The organism is Rathayibacter sp. VKM Ac-2760 (assembly GCF_009834185.1).
GTDB lineage: Bacteria > Actinomycetota > Actinomycetes > Actinomycetales > Microbacteriaceae > Rathayibacter.
In genome coordinates, this window is record NZ_CP047173.1 from 3,007,722 (window position 1) to 3,022,293 (window position 14,572).

Genomic DNA, 14,572 nt, shown 5'->3' on the forward strand with positions numbered 1-14,572 from the left:
GTCAGCGCAGGCGCGGGGTGCGGCCGGTGTCCTGAGCGGCGGCCTGGTCGTCCTCGAACAGGGCGGCGGCGGCCTGCTCGGCCTCGCGGTGGGCGACGACGCCGCCCGAGCGGTGGTGGCCGAAGACCCAGTAGCGGTAGAGCACGAACCGGAACGCGGTCGCGAGCAGCAGGCCGATGACGTTGGCGGAGATGTTGTCCGCGACGAGGTTGTCGAAGCCCAGGACGTAGTGCGAGATGTAGAGCGGGAGCAGGTTCACGAGCATGCCGGCGACGGCGACGACGCTGAACTCGGCGAGCTCGAGCAGATAGTTCGCGCGGCGGTGCTCGCGGAAGGTCCAGTAGCGGTTCCCGAACCAGGTGACCACCGTCGCGGCGGCGACCGCGACGACCTTCGCGCCGATCGGGCCGGAGAGGAAGTGCTCGCCGCCGAGCCCGCCGACGCGCAGCAGGTTGAAGATCGTGACGTCGACGATCAGGCCGAGGACGCCGACGACGCCGAACTTCAGCACGTAGGAGATCAGACCGCTGTAGAGCGTCTTCGCGAGCGCGATCGGTCCCCTGGCCATCGGCTCAGACCTCCGTCGGCTGCGGCGGGCGGGTGCGCGAGCCCTCGCGCACCCGGATCTTGAGCAGGATCCAGAGCGCCTCGAAGCCGTCCTTGACGGTGATCTTCTTCCCCTCCTCGCGCGTGCGGGCCTTATAGCTGATGCCGACCTCGTAGGGGCGGTAGCCGCGGGCCAGGAGCTTCGCGGTGACCTCCGCCTCCATCCCGAAGCCCTTCTCCTTGATCTCCAGCGAGCGGTAGAGGCTCAGCGGCATCAGCTTGAAGCAGGTCTCCACGTCGGAGACGTAGGCGTTGAAGAGGATGTTCGTGACGAGGTTCACGCCCTTGTTCCCGATCACGTACCAGTAGGAGAACGACGTGTGGCTGCCGAAGGTGCGGTTGCCGTAGACCAGCTGCGCCTCGCCGTCCAGGACGGGCTGCAGCAGCGTCGGGATCTCGCTGGGACGGTACTCCTCGTCGGCGTCGCAGATGATCACGTAGTCGCCGGTCGCCTCCTGGACCGCACGGCTGATGGCCGCCCCCTTGCCCTGGTTCACGCTCTGGTGGAAGACGCGGATGCGCGGATCGTCGAGCGCGTCCAGGATCTGCTTCGTGCGGTCCCGGCTGCCGTCGTTCACGATCACGAACTCGATCTCGACGCCCTCCTGGAACCGGATCGCGAGGACGCGATCGACGGCCTTCTGCAGGGTCGCCTGCTCGTTGTACACGGGCATCAGGATGGAAAGCTTCACGGGGCGGAGGGTCTCTCTGGACGGCGGCCGGGGAACGACGGCGCTGATCGGGCTACGGCGCGGGGACGACGGTGGACTCGAACCAGGCGATGGTCTTCGCCAGTCCGTCCTCGAGGGAGACGGTGGGCTCCCAGCCGAGGATCTCGCGCGCCTTGGTGATGTCGGGCTTGCGCCGCTCCGGGTCGTCGACCGGGCGCGGCTCGTACTGGATCTGCGAGTCGCTGCCGATGATCGCGACGATCCGGCGGGCGATCTCGCCCAGTTCCAGCTCGTCGACCGAGCCGAGGTTGATCGGCCCGGAATCCCGCGAGTCGGCCATCCGCAGGATCCCGTCGACGAGGTCGTCGACGTAGAGCAGCGAGCGGGTCTGGGTGCCGTCGCCGTGCATCGGGATCGGCGCTCCGGCGAGGGCGGCCTTCACGAACGCCGGGACGGCACGGCCGTCGTCGATGTCCATGTTCGGGCCGTAGGTGTTGAAGATCCGGATCACCCCGGTGTCGACCGCGAAGTAGCGGCGGTACGCGAACGTGATCGCCTCCGCGTAGCGCTTCGCCTCGTCGTAGACGCTGCGCGGCCCGTTCGGATTGACGTTGCCCCAGTACTCCTCGTGCTGCGGGTGCACGTGCGGGTCGCCGTAGACCTCGGAGGTCGAGGAGACCACGAAGCGGGCATCGTCGCGCTTGGCGACCTCGAGCAGGGCCTCCGTCACGCGGGATCCCGCGTGCAGGGTCTCGATCGGATGCGCCAGATAGCGCGGCGGTGAGGCCGGTGACGCGAAATGCAGCACCACGTCGAAGCGACCGGGCACGGCGAGGGCGTTCACGGCGTCGTCCTGGACGAAGGTGAAGTGCTCGTGTCCGCGCAGAGGCTCGAGATTGCGGGTCGAGCCGGTCAGCAGCGAGTCGATGACGACGACGCTGTCACCGCGGCGGAGGATCTCGGCCGCGAGGTGGGAGCCGAGAAATCCGGCGCCTCCGGCGAGAAGGTGAGTGCGGGGCATGGTCGTGGATCGCCTCCTCGGGAAGCTGGAGCGCAGGGGTGCGGGTCGGGCTGCCCGCAGAACCTCATGAAATTACCATAGGGTTCCGGAGCGCCCCGGCTCCCCGCACCGCCCCCGTTCCCCGCCGGGTGCCCGAGCGAAGGACGTACGCCCAGATGAGTCCCGAGGACGCGCCCGCCGCACCACCGTCACCGGCCGAGCAGACCGCCTCGGCCGAGCAGACCGCGCCGGCCGAGCAGACCGCGCAGGCCCAGGAGTCCGCACCAGCGCCGCGACGCTCCCGCCGCCCGCCCGCGCTCCTGGTCGACACGGCGCTGACCCTGCTCTCGGCCGTCCTCGCCGCCGCGCTCGGCATGATCGCCCTGCGCGTCGGCGTGGACCAGCTCGGGCAGCGCTGGAGCTTCGGCGGCGCCGACCAGGTGCTGCACTACGCGATCTTCTCGAGTGCGCGCGACGTGCTGCCGTTCTTCCCGAACGATCGGCTCGGCTTCCCCGAGGCGCAGAACCTGTTCTTCGCTCCGCTGTTCGACCCGTGGTCGGCCGTGTTCGTCGCCCTGGTCGGCCCGTTCACGCCCGACGGCGTCTGGCTGTTCAACGTCTACAGCCTCGCCGGCTTCCCCGCCGCGGGCGCGACCGCGTACCTCTTCTACCGCGCGCTCCGGCTGCGCCGCCCGACCTCGCTCGTCCTCGGGGTGCTGACCGCGATCCTGCCCTACCACTTCTTCCAGCTCGCCCTGGGGCACCCGTTCCTGGCGAACTACTGGTCGGTCCCGCTCATCGGCGTGCTCCTGCTCGTCATCGGCGGGGACGCGACCGATCCGCTCGCGCGCTGGACGTCCGGTCTCGGGCGACGCCGGCGCCGCGTCCTCCGCGTTGCGCTGGTGCTGGTGCTGGCGATCGCGGTCGCGTGGACGCAGTCTTACTACTTCGTCTTCGGCGCGATCGTCCTCGGCGCCGCCTGGGCCGTCGCCGTGGTCGCCGCGCTCGTGCGGCGGGCGCCGCTGCGGACGCTCGCCTGGCCGACCCTCGCGCTCGGAGCGCTGCTCGTCCTGATCGCGGTGCAGCTCGCCGTCCTCTCCGACGATCAGGGCGACCGCTACGAGAAGTACTTCCAGGGCCGCTCGGCCCAGGAGTCGGAGATCTACGGCGGCAAGATCCAGAACCTGCTCCTGCCCTCGCCGCTGAGCGGATTCGGTCCGCTGGCCGCGCTGGCCAAGAGCTACGAGGCGTCCAGCGAGGTGGTGCCGCGGTCGGAGAACCCGGCGACGGCGGTGGTCGTCTCGGTCGCCTTCCTCATCGTGCTGCTGATCGTGCTGGTGACCCTCTTCAGCGCGGGCCGTCCGGCGCCGGAGCGCCGGTCGCGCCTCGGCGAGCTCGTGGCCGACGCCCGGGTCGGCCTGCTCAGCCAGGCCTTCCTCGTCGGGCTGCTCTTCTTCGTCGTGACCGGCTTCGGCACGATCCTGGCCTACGTCGTCAGCCCCGAGATCCGCGCCTGGTCGCGCTTCGCCATCGTCCTCAGCGTCCTCGCCCTCGGTGTCGCGGGGCTCGCGATGGAGGCGGTCGCGGCGCGACTGCGGGTGCTGCTGCCGATCCTCGCGGCGGTCGCCGTCGTGGGGCTGATCGACCAGGTCGGCGGCGCGAGCACGGCGGTCGGGATCGCCGCGACCGACGACGCGGCGCTGCGCTCCTTCGTCGGTGCGTCCGAGGAGGTGCTCGATCCCGGCTGCGGTGTGGTCCAGCTCCCGCTGAAGGACTTCCCGGAGACGGGGGACATCGGCGACATGGGCGACTACGACGAAGCGCTGCCCTACGTCTACTCGTCCGACGCGGACGGGCTCCGCTTCAGCTACGGCGCGGTGCGCGGCACCTTCTCGGCGGACGACTGGGACGACGCGACGAGCGCCGACGCGTTCCAGCGCGAGTACGCCGCGGCGGACGCCTGCGCCGTCCTCGTCGACCGCGCGGCCTACGTCGACGACCCCGACGGCTGGCGCGCGTTCGTCGACGCCGTCGCGGACTCGGACGACCCGGCCGTCACCAGCACCGACGCGGACGCGCGCTGGGTGCTCTTCCGATCGTGACCGGCGGCGCCGTCAGCGCGTGACGGGGAAGACCAGCCAGCGACCGGAGGAGGACTGCGCCGTGGGAGTGAGCGAACCGCTCACCGAGACGACGTCGGCCTCCCAGGCGCCCTCGCGCCCGGTGTAGGCGGCGGTGTCGACGGACACGGCGCAGGCCCCGCTCGCGCGGACCGCCGCAGCGAACTCGCCGGGCGTGTCGAGGTCGTCGAAGACCTCGTAGCCCTCCGTCCCGCTGACCGAGCCGTAGCTCCAGACGAGGTCCTCGCCGTCCGTCCGCAGGTACGGCAGGCCGGGGTCGTAGTCGCCCATGCTCCCGATCGCCCCGCTGTCCGGGAAGCTCTTGATCGGCAGCTGCACCACCCCGCAGCCGTCCGGCAGTGCCGCGTCCGCCTCGGCGACGAGCGCGCTGACCTCGGTGTCCTCGGTCGGCGCGATCGGCACCATCCGCGCGACGCCGGCGAGCTGATCGAGGCCGGCGACACCCACGATCAGGACGGCGGCCGCGATCCGGAGCCACCGCCGGGTGATCCGGCCGAGGACGATCGCCACCGCGCCGAGCCCCAGCAGGACGATCACGATCGACAGCCGCGACCAGGCCCGGATCGTGGGGCCGACGAAGACCGCGATCGCCATCCCGAAGCCCGCGATGACGAAGAAGGCGAGGGTCCAGAGCACCGCGATCGCGAGCACCCGCAGTCGCTCGTCCGAGAGGAGTCGGCCGACCGCGGTGAGGCGCAGCGCCCGCCCGCCGACGGCACCGGTCAGCGGCAGCGCCAGGAGCAGCAGGCACAGGCCCGCGATCGCGAGCACCGGCATCCCCGGCGGCTCGGTCGTGACGGCCACGGCGGTGCCGGTCGAGTACAGGTTGGTCAGCGCGCCGATCTTCGGCAGCTCGGTGCCCTGCCAGGGCAGGAAGAGCGAGAGGAGCTTGCCCGCGAAGATCTCGGACTCCCCCACGCCTCGGCTCTCGAAGTAGGGCGCCGAGCGCTCACCCCAGTCGCTGCCCAGCGCGACGACCTCGATCGCGACGAGCGCGCCGAGCACCGCGAGCGGCAGCGCCCGACCGAGGATCTCGCGCAGCGGCACCCGGCTGGCGAGGCCGGCCAGTGCGCACAGCGCCCAGACGCCGCCGAGCACGAGCACGCTGAAGACGTAGTAGTAGCCGCTGCTCGAGGCGATCAGGGCGGGGAGCACGACGACGGGCACGGCGCCGCGCAGCAGCCGGGCGCGGCGGGTGGCGCCGCGGGCTCGCCAGGCGCGGAACGGATCGGTCCGGTCGCCGGCCGCGGCGAGGACGAGGATCCCGAGGAGCGGGATCGCCCAGTAGCCGGCGAGGAACGGATGCCCGTAGCCGACCCGGAGGAAGTGGTACGGGGCGAGGCTGAAAACGGCTGCGAGGAGCGACGCGACCCAGACCGGCGAGCGGAGGCAGCGGAAGAAGGCGTAGCCGGTCAGCGCCGTCGAGGCGAAGGTCAGCAGCGTGAAGACGTTGAGCAGCACCAGGCCGTCGCGGATCACCAGGCTCAGCACCCCCGCCACCAGCGCGGAGGACACGTCGAACTGCGCGGTGAAGAAGGCGTTGAAGCCGTCCGGGAAGCCGAGCGACCCGTTCACCGAGAACGGGAACGCCTGCGTCGCGCTGCGGAAGAGCAGGTAGTGCAGGATCTGGTCCCCGCCGCCGACCTGCCAGCGCTGCGCCATCGACTCCGGCGTCACGCCCAGCGCGATCACGGCGGCGAGGACGCTCGCCCCGGCGGCGGCGAGCGCCGCGCCCAGCTCGACGAGCGCGCGCCTTCCCGGCGCGCGGCGGCCGGCAGGAGCGGGTCGAGCCGGCGCCTCAGAAGCCACGATCGGCCTGCGCCGTCTCGATGCCGCGCCGGAGGATCGTGTTCAGCGTCGCCTCCCCCTCGGTCCCGGCGTAGTCGTAGATGTCGAAGGTCGGGCAGGCGGTGACGGCGGCGGGCTCGCCCAGCGTCCCGAGCGCGAGCACCGACCAGTCCGGGTCCCGGTCGGCCAGCACGTAGCTGAAGGTCTTCGACCGGTAGGAGGCCGCGTTGTTCATCCAGAGCTGCGGCGTGAAGTCGAAGTTGACCTGCTGGACGTCCACCTCCTCGCCGGCGTAGAGCTCGAGCGGTCGAGTGGTCCAGAACGAGCCGACTCCCGAGAGCTCGCGCCCGCCCAGCCACTGCTCGAGGCAGGCGCGCTCCGGAGTCGCGCCGGCCTGCGCGGCTGCGCTGCGGATCGGGGCACCCGCCACCACGACGGCACCGGCGGCGACGACGACGACCGCGATCGCGGCGGCGGGCCGCGGCACTCGCGGCGCCCTCAGCCGGCGCAGCAGCCCGGCACCGGGGACCCCGCGCGGGACCCAGTCCTGCAGCGCCGGGAGCACCATCAGCGCGGGGAACACCGCCAGCGGCAGCAGGTAGCGGCTGACCAGGCTGCCGGTCACGATCTGGCCGAAGACCAGGGACGCCGACGCGACCAGGACGAACGTGGCCAGGACGACGCTCGAGTCGGCGACCGCCCACGGCGTCTCCGGCCGCACCTGCGTCGCCACGGCGACCACGAGGGTCAGCACGGCCGCGAGCAGGAGCAGCGCCACCACCAGGATCTCGACCTTGCCGAACCGGGTCGAGCCGACGTCGCGCACCTGCAGGAGGAATCCGTCGACCGCGGCGCCCGCCCGCTCGAGGTGGAGGTAGGTGGCGGCGTCGACGGCGACGAAGCGCGCGAAGGCGCCCCGGGCCGCATAGCCGACACCGGCGCCGACGATCAGCACCGAGGAGATCAGCAGCACCCTGCGCCAGGCCATGCGCCGGAGCACCAGCACCGCCAGCAGGGACACCACGGCCGGCGCCGTGAACTGCAGGGCGAAGAGCGGGTTCGAGAGCGTCGTCGCCGCCGAGACGAGCGCCGCGCCGATCAGGGCGAGCGCCGTGCGTCGCGCGGACGGCGGCCGGGCGGGGTCGAAGCCGCCGCTCGCCTCGGCCATCAGGGCGAGCGCCAGCACCGCCGACAGCGCGACGCCGGAGTAGTAGGTGGTGAGCAGGATGCCGCTCGCGAACGCGCCGGCGTTGATCAGGCCGCGCCCCTCCGTGGCCGCCAGCAGGAGCACGACGGAGGTCGACGCCACCGCCGCACCGACCCGCCACGGCCGCGCACGGCCGGCGAGCACGCGTCCCGCCAGCCAGCGGATCGCCAGGTGCAGGACGGCGACGTTGACGAAGGCGTTGACGACGAGCGCGGCGACCACCGAGCCGCCCGCGAGAGCGAGGCTGACCAGGTAGAGCGGCAGCTCCGGGAAGAGCAGCAGCTGGCTGGTCATCACCCACTCGAAGGGCTCACCGCGCTCGACCGACGCGACGAGCAGCGGGAGCGCGAGCGAGTCGCCGTTCGAGAGGAGGTAGGTCCACCAGGGCGTCCCCGCCAGAGCGCCGAGGACGAGCGCCGTCCCCGCGAGCACGAGGAGCAGTCCTGCCGCGTCGGCCCCGATCGATCGGAACCTCGATGCCGTCCCGACGACCGCCGTCATCGGCGGCCGCGGCGACCGAGTCGGATGCGGAGGACGAGGAGGATGCTCTTCAGCATGGTGTTGCCGGGGATCTTCGACGTCCCCTCTGTGCGGTCGAGGAAGACGATCGGGATCTCGCGGGCGCGCCGCGCGGCGCTGACCGCCCGGTGCTTGAGGGCGATCTGGAAGCCGTAGCCGGTCGCGTCGACGGTCTCGAAGTGGATCCGCTCGAGCAGCTCGCGGCTGAAGAGGTTGAAGCCGCCCGTCCAGTCGGTCAGGCGGGAGCCGAGCAGCGCCCGGGTGTAGAGGTTGCCGCCGCGGCTGAGGATCTTGCGGTCGAGGGTCCAGTCGGGCGTCCCGCCGCCCGGGATGTAGCGCGAGGCGACGACCAGGTCGGCTCCGGCCCGGACCTCGCGCAGGAAGTCGCTGAGGTACTTCGGGTCGTGCGAGAGGTCGGCGTCCATCTGCAGGATGTGATCGGGCGGCTCCTCGGCCGAGAGCACCTGGCCGAAGGCCCAGAGGTAGGCGGCCCCGAGACCCTCCTTCGCCGTGCGCTCGAGCACCTCGACCGTGAAGGTGTCCGTCGACAGCTGGGCGCCCAGCTCGCGGGCCTTCGCGGCGGTCCCGTCGGGCGAGGAGTCGTCGACGATCACCGAGCGGATCCTCACGTCCGTCTCGCGCGCCGCCGCGGCGGACAGGCGACGGAGCAGCTCGCCGATGTTGTCCGCTTCGTTGTACGTGGGGGTGACGATGGTGAGGGCGAGCATCAGATCCAATTCGGGCGGGAGCATGAACGGTCCGCCGCGGCGGAGGCAGTCGAACGATACCAGCGGGCCTCCGCGCCCCCAAGCGGCCTGGCGCCCCCCACCAGGGAAGGACCGGTGCTCGCGCCGCCGGACTCTCAGATTCGCACGGCCCGTCGAGGGGGTCCGTCACAGACGCCCCCCGTAGTGTGATCGAGTGCCCCTCCGGGTGCGGGGAATCATCGAAGGAGCACTCGTGTCGCGTCAGCCTCTGTCGTCGCGCCGGCGGTCGTCGTCGCGCCGGCCCTCGTTGCCGCAGCGGCTCGCGTCGTCGCGCTGGTTCGAATCGCAGAAGGTGCGCTTCCTCGTCGCCGGGTCGCTCAACACGGCCCTCGACTTCCTCATACTCAACGCACTCGCTCTGCTGGTCGGTCTGCCGACCCTCGTCGCGAACGTCGCGTCGGTCACCGTGGGCATCTCGATCTCGTATCTGCTCAACCACTTCTTCGTGTTCCGTCACCCGGAGCGTCCGACGCTGCGGACCTTCGCGCAGTTCTTCCTCGTCACCGGCTTCAGCTCGCTCGTGCTGCAGTCGCTGATCATCTACGGCTTCGAGGTCTTCTTCGACACCCGCTTCGGCACCTCCCTCCTCTTCCTGCCCAGCGCGGGAGAGAAGGCCTTCCTGGCGATCAACGTCGCGAAGGCCGTCGCCGTGATGGTGGGCCTGGTCTGGAACTTCTGCCTCTACAAGTTCGTCGTGTTCCGCGCCCCGTCGGCGGCGGTCGCCCCCGAGCTCGCCGAGGTCGTCGACGAGATCGAGTCGGCCGCGCGCTGAGCCGCGCCCGTCCGAGCCGCTCAGCGCCCGGGGCCGTCTCGGGCTGCGTGCTAGCCTCGACGAGTTCTTCCGACGGTGCCCCTGCCCGTCGACGCCGCTCCCCCGGAGGCTCTCATCGCCCGCTCGACGTTGCCCATCGCGGTCGTCGTCGTCACCCACTTCTCGGGTGAGGTCCTCCGCGCCTGCCTCGAGTCGATCCCCGAGGCGACCGAGCACGAGGTGAGCGTCGTCGTCGTCGACAACGCGACCACCGACGACTCCGTCCGCCGCGTCGTCGAGCGCCGACCCGAGGTGCTCTTCCACGAGACCGGCGAGAACCTCGGCTACGGCAAGGCCGTGAACTACGCGGTCGACCGCCTCGGCCCGGAGATCGAGTGGATCCTGGTGACGAACCCGGACACGGTGTTCCTGCCCGGTGCCATCGATGCGCTCCACGCCGCGGCCGTCGCCGATCCCGCGATCGGCTCGATCGGCCCGCGGATCCTCGACTCGGACGGCACGATCTACCCCTCCGCCCGCGCCCTGCCCTCGCTCGGCACCGGCATCGGCCACGCGCTGCTCGCGCACGTCTGGCCCGGCAACCCGTGGTCGCGGCGCTACCGCCGCTCGCGCGCGGTCGAGACGATGCAGCACGGCAGCATGACGGCCGGGTGGCTCTCCGGCGCCTGCGTGATGGTGCGGCGCACCGCGTACGAGCAGGTCGGCGGCTTCGACGAGCGCTACTTCATGTACTTCGAGGACGTGCAGCTCGGCGACTCCCTCGGGCAGCACGGCTGGTCGAACGTCTACCTCGCGGACGCGGTCGTGTCGCATCTCGGCGGGCACTCGACGCGCCTGGCCTCGGCCCGGATGCTCGCGGTGCACCACCGCAGCGCCTACCTCTACCTCGCGCAGAAGTACGACGCCTGGTACCAGGCTCCCGTCCGCGCGGCGGTGCGCCTCGGCCTCGGCGCCCGCGTCGCGCTGATGCGCCTGCGCCCGACTCGCTGACGCAGCGGCACATCGCCGGTCGAGCTGCCGCGCAGCGGCACCCTGCCGGTCGAGCAGCCGCCCAGCGGCACATCGCCGGTCGTGCAGCCGTGCAGCGGCACCTTGCCGGTCGAGCAGCCGCGCAGCGGCGTATCGAGACCCGCCCTCGTCCGGGCGTGCGGAGCCGGCGACCCCGCGTGTCGACGACCGTGGATCTCGATACGCCCGCTCCGCGGGCTACTCGATCAGCAAGATGCGCACGCCGGTCGAGCAGCCGCGCAACGGCACATCGCCGGTCGAGTAGCCGCGCAGCGGCGTATCGAGACCCGCCGCCCTCAGCGACCGAGCTCGAGCAGCCGCTGCAGGTACGCGCCGTACCCGCTCTTGACGAGCGGAGCCGCGAGACCGGCGAGCGCCGCGTCGTCGATCCAGCCGTTCCGCCAGGCGATCTCCTCGATGCAGCCGATCTTGAAGCCCTGCCGCTGCTCGATCACGCGGACGAACTCGGTCGCCTCGATCATCGAGTCGAACGTCCCGGTGTCCAGCCACGCCGTCCCGCGGTCGAGGACCTGCACGTTGAGAGAGCCCGCCTCGAGGTAGCGCTCGTTCACCGTCGAGATCTCGAGCTCGCCGCGGGCGGAGGGCTCGATCGTCTTCGCGATGCCGACGACGGAGTTGTCGTAGAAGTACAGTCCCGGCACCGCGTAGTTGCTCTTGGGCTGCGCCGGCTTCTCCTCGATCGACAGCGCGTGGAACGCGTCGTCGAACTCGACGACGCCGTACGCCCGCGGATCCGCCACCTGGTAGGCGAAGATCACCGCGCCCTCGATGTCCGTGTTCGCCGCGAGGGCCGTGCCGAGCGCGGTGCCGTGGAAGATGTTGTCGCCGAGCACCAGCGCGACGGAGTCGTCGCCGATGAACTCCTCGCCGATCAGGAACGCCTGCGCGAGCCCGTCCGGCGACTCCTGCACCGCGTAGGAGAGCGTCATGCCGAGGCTCGACCCGTCGCCGAGCAGCGCGCGGAACTGGTCGTTGTACTCCGGCGTCGTGATGATGAGGACCTCGTCGATCCCCGCCATCATCAGCGTCGACAGCGGGTAGTAGACCATCGGCTTGTCGTAGATCGGCATCAGCTGCTTCGAGATGCCCTTGGTGATCGGCCAGAGCCGCGAGCCGGAGCCGCCGGCGAGGATGATGCCCTTCACGAGTGCGCCCCGTCCAGGCCGGCGTAGAGCGCCTTCGCCTCGTCCCAGGTGGGCAGGATGCCCAGAGCCTCGGCCTCGGCGAGGGTGGGCGCCTCGGTGTCCTTCGGCGAGAGCAGCGGCTCGCCCGCCTCGGCGGGGAAGCGCAGGCCGATCTGCTCGTCGAGCGGGTCGATCCCCTTCTCGCGCACCGGGTCGTAGGTGGAGGAGACGAGGTAGGAGACGACCGCCCCCTCCGTCAGCGCCACGAAGGCGTGGGCGAGGCCCTCGGCGAGGTAGACGGAGCGGCGGTCGACGTCGTCGAGCAGCACCGAGTCCCACCGGCCGAACGTCGGCGAGCCGACGCGGACGTCGATGATGTAGTCGAGCACCGCGCCGGAGAAGCAGGAGACGTACTTCGCCTGCGACGGCGGGATCTGCGCGAAGTGGATGCCGCGGACGGTGCCGCGCTTGGAGACCGAGGTGTTGCCCTGCTGCAGCGCGAGCGGATGCCCGACCTTCTCCGCGAGGCGGTCGAAGCGGTAGAACTCGTAGAACACCCCCCGGTCGTCGGGGAACTGCCGCGGAGTGATCTCGTACGCGTCGGGGATGTCGAGCTCTCTGATCTGCACGTTCACGAGTGTACTGAGAGCCCGCACAGCCCCGGCGCCCGCCCGGCGCCGGTGCGCCGACGGCCGCGCGTCGGAGGCCTCCGGCAGAATGAGCGGGTGACCTTCCTCCTCACGGGCGCCTCCGGCATGCTCGGCACCGACCTCCGCTCCTCCCTCGGCGATCGCGCCGTCACGGCGCTCGGCCGCGGCGACCTCGACGTGACCGATCTCGACGCCGTCCGCGCGGCCGTCGCCGGGCACGACGCGGTGCTGAACTGCGCGGCCTACACCCGCGTCGACGACGCCGAGAGCGACGAGGAGGAGGCACGCCGCGTCAACGCGCTCGGCGCGCAGAACCTCGCGATCGCCACCGCCGAGATCGGCGCCGCGATCGTCCAGGTCTCGACCGACTACGTCTTCGACGGCTCGGCGACCAGCCCCTACGCCGAGTCGCACCCCCGCGGGCCGATCTCGGCGTACGGCCGGACGAAGGCCGAGGGTGAGGAGCTCGTCCTCGCCGCGAACCCCGAACGGGGCTACGTCGTCCGGACGGCCTGGCTCTACGGCGCGCACGGCGGCAACTTCGCGAAGACGATGGTCCGCCTCGCCGGCGCCCACCCCACCCTCACCGTCGTCGACGATCAGCGCGGTCAGCCCACCTGGACCGGCGACCTCGCCGACCGCCTGATCGAGCTCGTCGACTCCGGCGCCCCGGCCGGCGTCTACCACGGGACCAGCGCGGGCGAGACGACCTGGTTCGGCTTCGCCCGCGCCGTCTTCGAGAAGGCGGGACTCGACCCGGAGCGCATCCGGCCGACCGACAGCGGCGCCTTCGTCCGCCCCGCGCCGCGGCCCGCCTACTCCGTGCTCGGCCACGACGCCTGGGCCGCCGCCGGCCTCGCGCCGATGCGCTCGTGGGAGGACGCGCTCGCCGCCGCCCCGCTCGCGGCGGTCACGCCGTGACGACGACGCTCCGGGTCGTCGCCGACCAGATGCTCGCCCGCGTCCCCGGTGGCATCGGCCGCTACACCGAGGAGCTCACCCGCGAGCTGATCGCCACCGCCCCGCGGGACTGCGAGGTCGAGGCCGTCGTCTCCGCGCACCCGCCGGAGAAGGACGAGGAGCTGCGGCAGCGCCTGCCCGGTCTGGCGCGCCTGCACCGCCTGCACCTCGGCCGCCGCGAGCTCTCGCGCGCCTGGCAGTACGGCATCGGCATCCCGGCCGGCGGCGGCATGATGCACGCCCCCAGCCTCTTCGCGCCGCTGCGCAACCACGACGGCAGGGAGGGCGAGCAGATCGCGGTCACCATCCACGACACGGTGCCGTGGACCCACCCCGAGACGCTCACCCCGCACGGGGCGAAGTGGCACCGGGCGATGGCCAAGCGCGCGCAGAAGTTCGCGGACGCCGTGGTCGTGCCCACCCATGCCGTCGCGCAGCAGCTCGCGCAGGTGCTCGACTTCGGCGACCGGATCCGCGTGATCGGCGGCGCCGTCGGCTCGGGCCTCGTCCTGCCGGACGACGCCGACGAGCGCGCCGCCGCCCTCGGGCTGCCGGCCGAGTACGTCCTCAGCGTGGGGACGCTCGAGCCGCGAAAGGGCCTGGTCTCGCTGATCGCGGCGTTCGGCGGCTCCTCCGCGCCGAGCATCCCGCTGCTCATCGTGGGACCGACCGGCTGGGGCGAGCTCGACATCGCCTCCGTCGCCGACGAGCAGGGGCTCGAGGAAGACCGGGTGCGCGCGCTCGGGGTCCTCAGCGACTCGGACCTCGCGGTCGTGCTGAGCCGGGCGACCCTCTTCGTCTACCCGAGCATCGCCGAGGGCTTCGGCCTGCCGGTGCTCGAGGCCATGCACTTCGGCGTGCCGGTCGTGCACTCGGACGACCCGGCGCTGCTCGAGGTCGCGGCCGACGCGGGAGTCGCCGTCGAGCGCGGCGTCGCGAAGGACTACCCGGAGCGGCTCGCGCTCGCGATGAGCAGCGTGCTCTCGGACACCGCGCTGCGCGAGCGGCTCTCGATCGCCGGCCGCGACCGCGCCCGCGCGTTCAGCTGGCGCGACTCCGCCGAGCGCGTCTGGGCACTGCACGCCGACCTCTGAGCCGAGCGAGCGGCCGGCAGGGGCGTCTCCCTCCCCTGCCGGTCGAGTAGCCCCGGAGGGGCACCCCTTCTGCTGCTCGAGTAGCCCCGCAGGGGCGTATCGAGACCCACCGTCATCAGCACAGCGGGTCTGCAGACTCCGCCTCCTGGCGCGGGCGGATCTCGATACGCCCGCTCCGCGGGCTACTCGATCAGCAAGGGGCGCCCCGCGGGCCACTCGATCAGCAAGGGGGGCGCCCGCTCAG

Annotated in this window: 13 protein-coding genes; 5 read left to right on the top strand and 8 right to left on the bottom strand. The window is 72.0% G+C overall.

What is annotated here, in order from left to right; all coding sequences use genetic code 11:
* Nucleotide 1: 1 nt before the first annotated feature.
* The 3 genes from GSU72_RS13620 to GSU72_RS13630 are packed head-to-tail and all read right to left on the bottom strand — an operon-like array spanning nucleotide 2 to nucleotide 2,298.
* The gene (locus tag GSU72_RS13620) at nucleotides 2-568 is read right to left on the bottom strand and encodes a GtrA family protein (RefSeq protein WP_159985550.1); all 567 of its coding nucleotides are present in this window, start codon (nucleotides 566-568) and stop codon (nucleotides 2-4) included.
* A gap of 4 nt (nucleotides 569-572) precedes the next feature.
* Nucleotides 573-1,298, bottom strand: coding sequence for a glycosyltransferase family 2 protein (locus tag GSU72_RS13625; protein ID WP_159985551.1), 726 nt, complete (start codon nucleotides 1,296-1,298; stop codon nucleotides 573-575).
* Nucleotides 1,299-1,350: 52 nt separating this feature from the next.
* A complete protein-coding gene (locus GSU72_RS13630; protein WP_159985552.1) occupies nucleotides 1,351-2,298 on the bottom strand; it encodes an NAD-dependent epimerase/dehydratase family protein in 948 nt (315 codons plus the stop codon).
* A gap of 155 nt (nucleotides 2,299-2,453) precedes the next feature.
* Between GSU72_RS13630 and GSU72_RS13635 the strand changes: the two genes are divergently transcribed.
* Nucleotides 2,454-4,379 (top strand): hypothetical protein, encoded by a 1,926-nt coding sequence (locus GSU72_RS13635; RefSeq protein WP_159985553.1) that lies wholly within the window; start codon nucleotides 2,454-2,456, stop codon nucleotides 4,377-4,379.
* A 12-nt stretch (nucleotides 4,380-4,391) separates the two neighbouring features.
* Here GSU72_RS13635 and GSU72_RS13640 read toward each other — a convergent pair whose 3' ends face one another.
* The 3 genes from GSU72_RS13640 to GSU72_RS13650 form a co-directional block, all read right to left on the bottom strand.
* Nucleotides 4,392-6,227, bottom strand: coding sequence for a DUF6541 family protein (locus GSU72_RS13640; RefSeq protein WP_159985554.1), 1,836 nt, complete (start codon nucleotides 6,225-6,227; stop codon nucleotides 4,392-4,394).
* Entirely contained in the window at nucleotides 6,217-7,845 is a 1,629-nt protein-coding gene (locus tag GSU72_RS13645; RefSeq protein ID WP_159985555.1) for a hypothetical protein, read from the bottom strand. Before GSU72_RS13645 ends, GSU72_RS13640 begins: the two co-directional genes overlap by 11 nt.
* 65 nt (nucleotides 7,846-7,910) lie before the next feature.
* Nucleotides 7,911-8,684 (bottom strand): polyprenol monophosphomannose synthase, encoded by a 774-nt coding sequence (locus GSU72_RS13650; RefSeq protein WP_244255817.1) that lies wholly within the window; start codon nucleotides 8,682-8,684, stop codon nucleotides 7,911-7,913.
* Nucleotides 8,685-8,892: 208 nt separating this feature from the next.
* Here GSU72_RS13650 and GSU72_RS13655 point away from each other — a divergent pair, with 208 nt between their 5' ends.
* Together GSU72_RS13655 and GSU72_RS13660 are read left to right on the top strand one after the other, a co-directional pair.
* Nucleotides 8,893-9,471, top strand: a complete 579-nt coding sequence (locus GSU72_RS13655) for a GtrA family protein (RefSeq protein ID WP_244255818.1) — start codon at nucleotides 8,893-8,895, stop codon at nucleotides 9,469-9,471.
* 75 nt (nucleotides 9,472-9,546) lie between these two features.
* Nucleotides 9,547-10,461: a glycosyltransferase family 2 protein gene (locus tag GSU72_RS13660; RefSeq protein WP_244255819.1), complete on the top strand. Its 915-nt coding sequence runs from the start codon at nucleotides 9,547-9,549 to the stop codon at nucleotides 10,459-10,461.
* A gap of 314 nt (nucleotides 10,462-10,775) precedes the next feature.
* Here GSU72_RS13660 and rfbA read toward each other — a convergent pair whose 3' ends face one another.
* Both rfbA and GSU72_RS13670 read right to left on the bottom strand, forming a co-directional pair.
* Nucleotides 10,776-11,645, bottom strand: coding sequence for a glucose-1-phosphate thymidylyltransferase RfbA (gene rfbA / locus GSU72_RS13665; RefSeq protein WP_159985557.1), 870 nt, complete (start codon nucleotides 11,643-11,645; stop codon nucleotides 10,776-10,778).
* Entirely contained in the window at nucleotides 11,642-12,253 is a 612-nt protein-coding gene (locus GSU72_RS13670) for a dTDP-4-dehydrorhamnose 3,5-epimerase family protein (protein WP_159985558.1), read from the bottom strand. The genes rfbA and GSU72_RS13670 overlap by 4 nt, the downstream gene beginning before the upstream one ends.
* A gap of 96 nt (nucleotides 12,254-12,349) precedes the next feature.
* Between GSU72_RS13670 and rfbD the strand changes: the two genes are divergently transcribed.
* On the top strand, nucleotides 12,350-13,195 hold the full coding sequence (gene rfbD / locus GSU72_RS13675; RefSeq protein ID WP_159985559.1) for a dTDP-4-dehydrorhamnose reductase: 846 nt from the start codon (nucleotides 12,350-12,352) through the stop codon (nucleotides 13,193-13,195).
* Nucleotides 13,192-14,328, top strand: coding sequence for a glycosyltransferase family 1 protein (locus GSU72_RS13680; RefSeq protein WP_244255820.1), 1,137 nt, complete (start codon nucleotides 13,192-13,194; stop codon nucleotides 14,326-14,328). Before rfbD ends, GSU72_RS13680 begins: the two co-directional genes overlap by 4 nt.
* Nucleotides 14,329-14,572 lie beyond the last annotated feature (244 nt).

Coding starts and splice junctions, on each gene's coding strand:
- GSU72_RS13620 (WP_159985550.1), bottom strand. CDS start 568: ATGGCCAGGGGACCGATCGCGCTCGCGAAGACGCTCTACAGCGGTCTG.
- GSU72_RS13630 (WP_159985552.1), bottom strand. CDS start 2,298: ATGCCCCGCACTCACCTTCTCGCCGGAGGCGCCGGATTTCTCGGCTCC.
- GSU72_RS13650 (WP_244255817.1), bottom strand. CDS start 8,684: ATGCTCCCGCCCGAATTGGATCTGATGCTCGCCCTCACCATCGTCACC.
- GSU72_RS13635 (WP_159985553.1), top strand. CDS start 2,454: ATGAGTCCCGAGGACGCGCCCGCCGCACCACCGTCACCGGCCGAGCAG.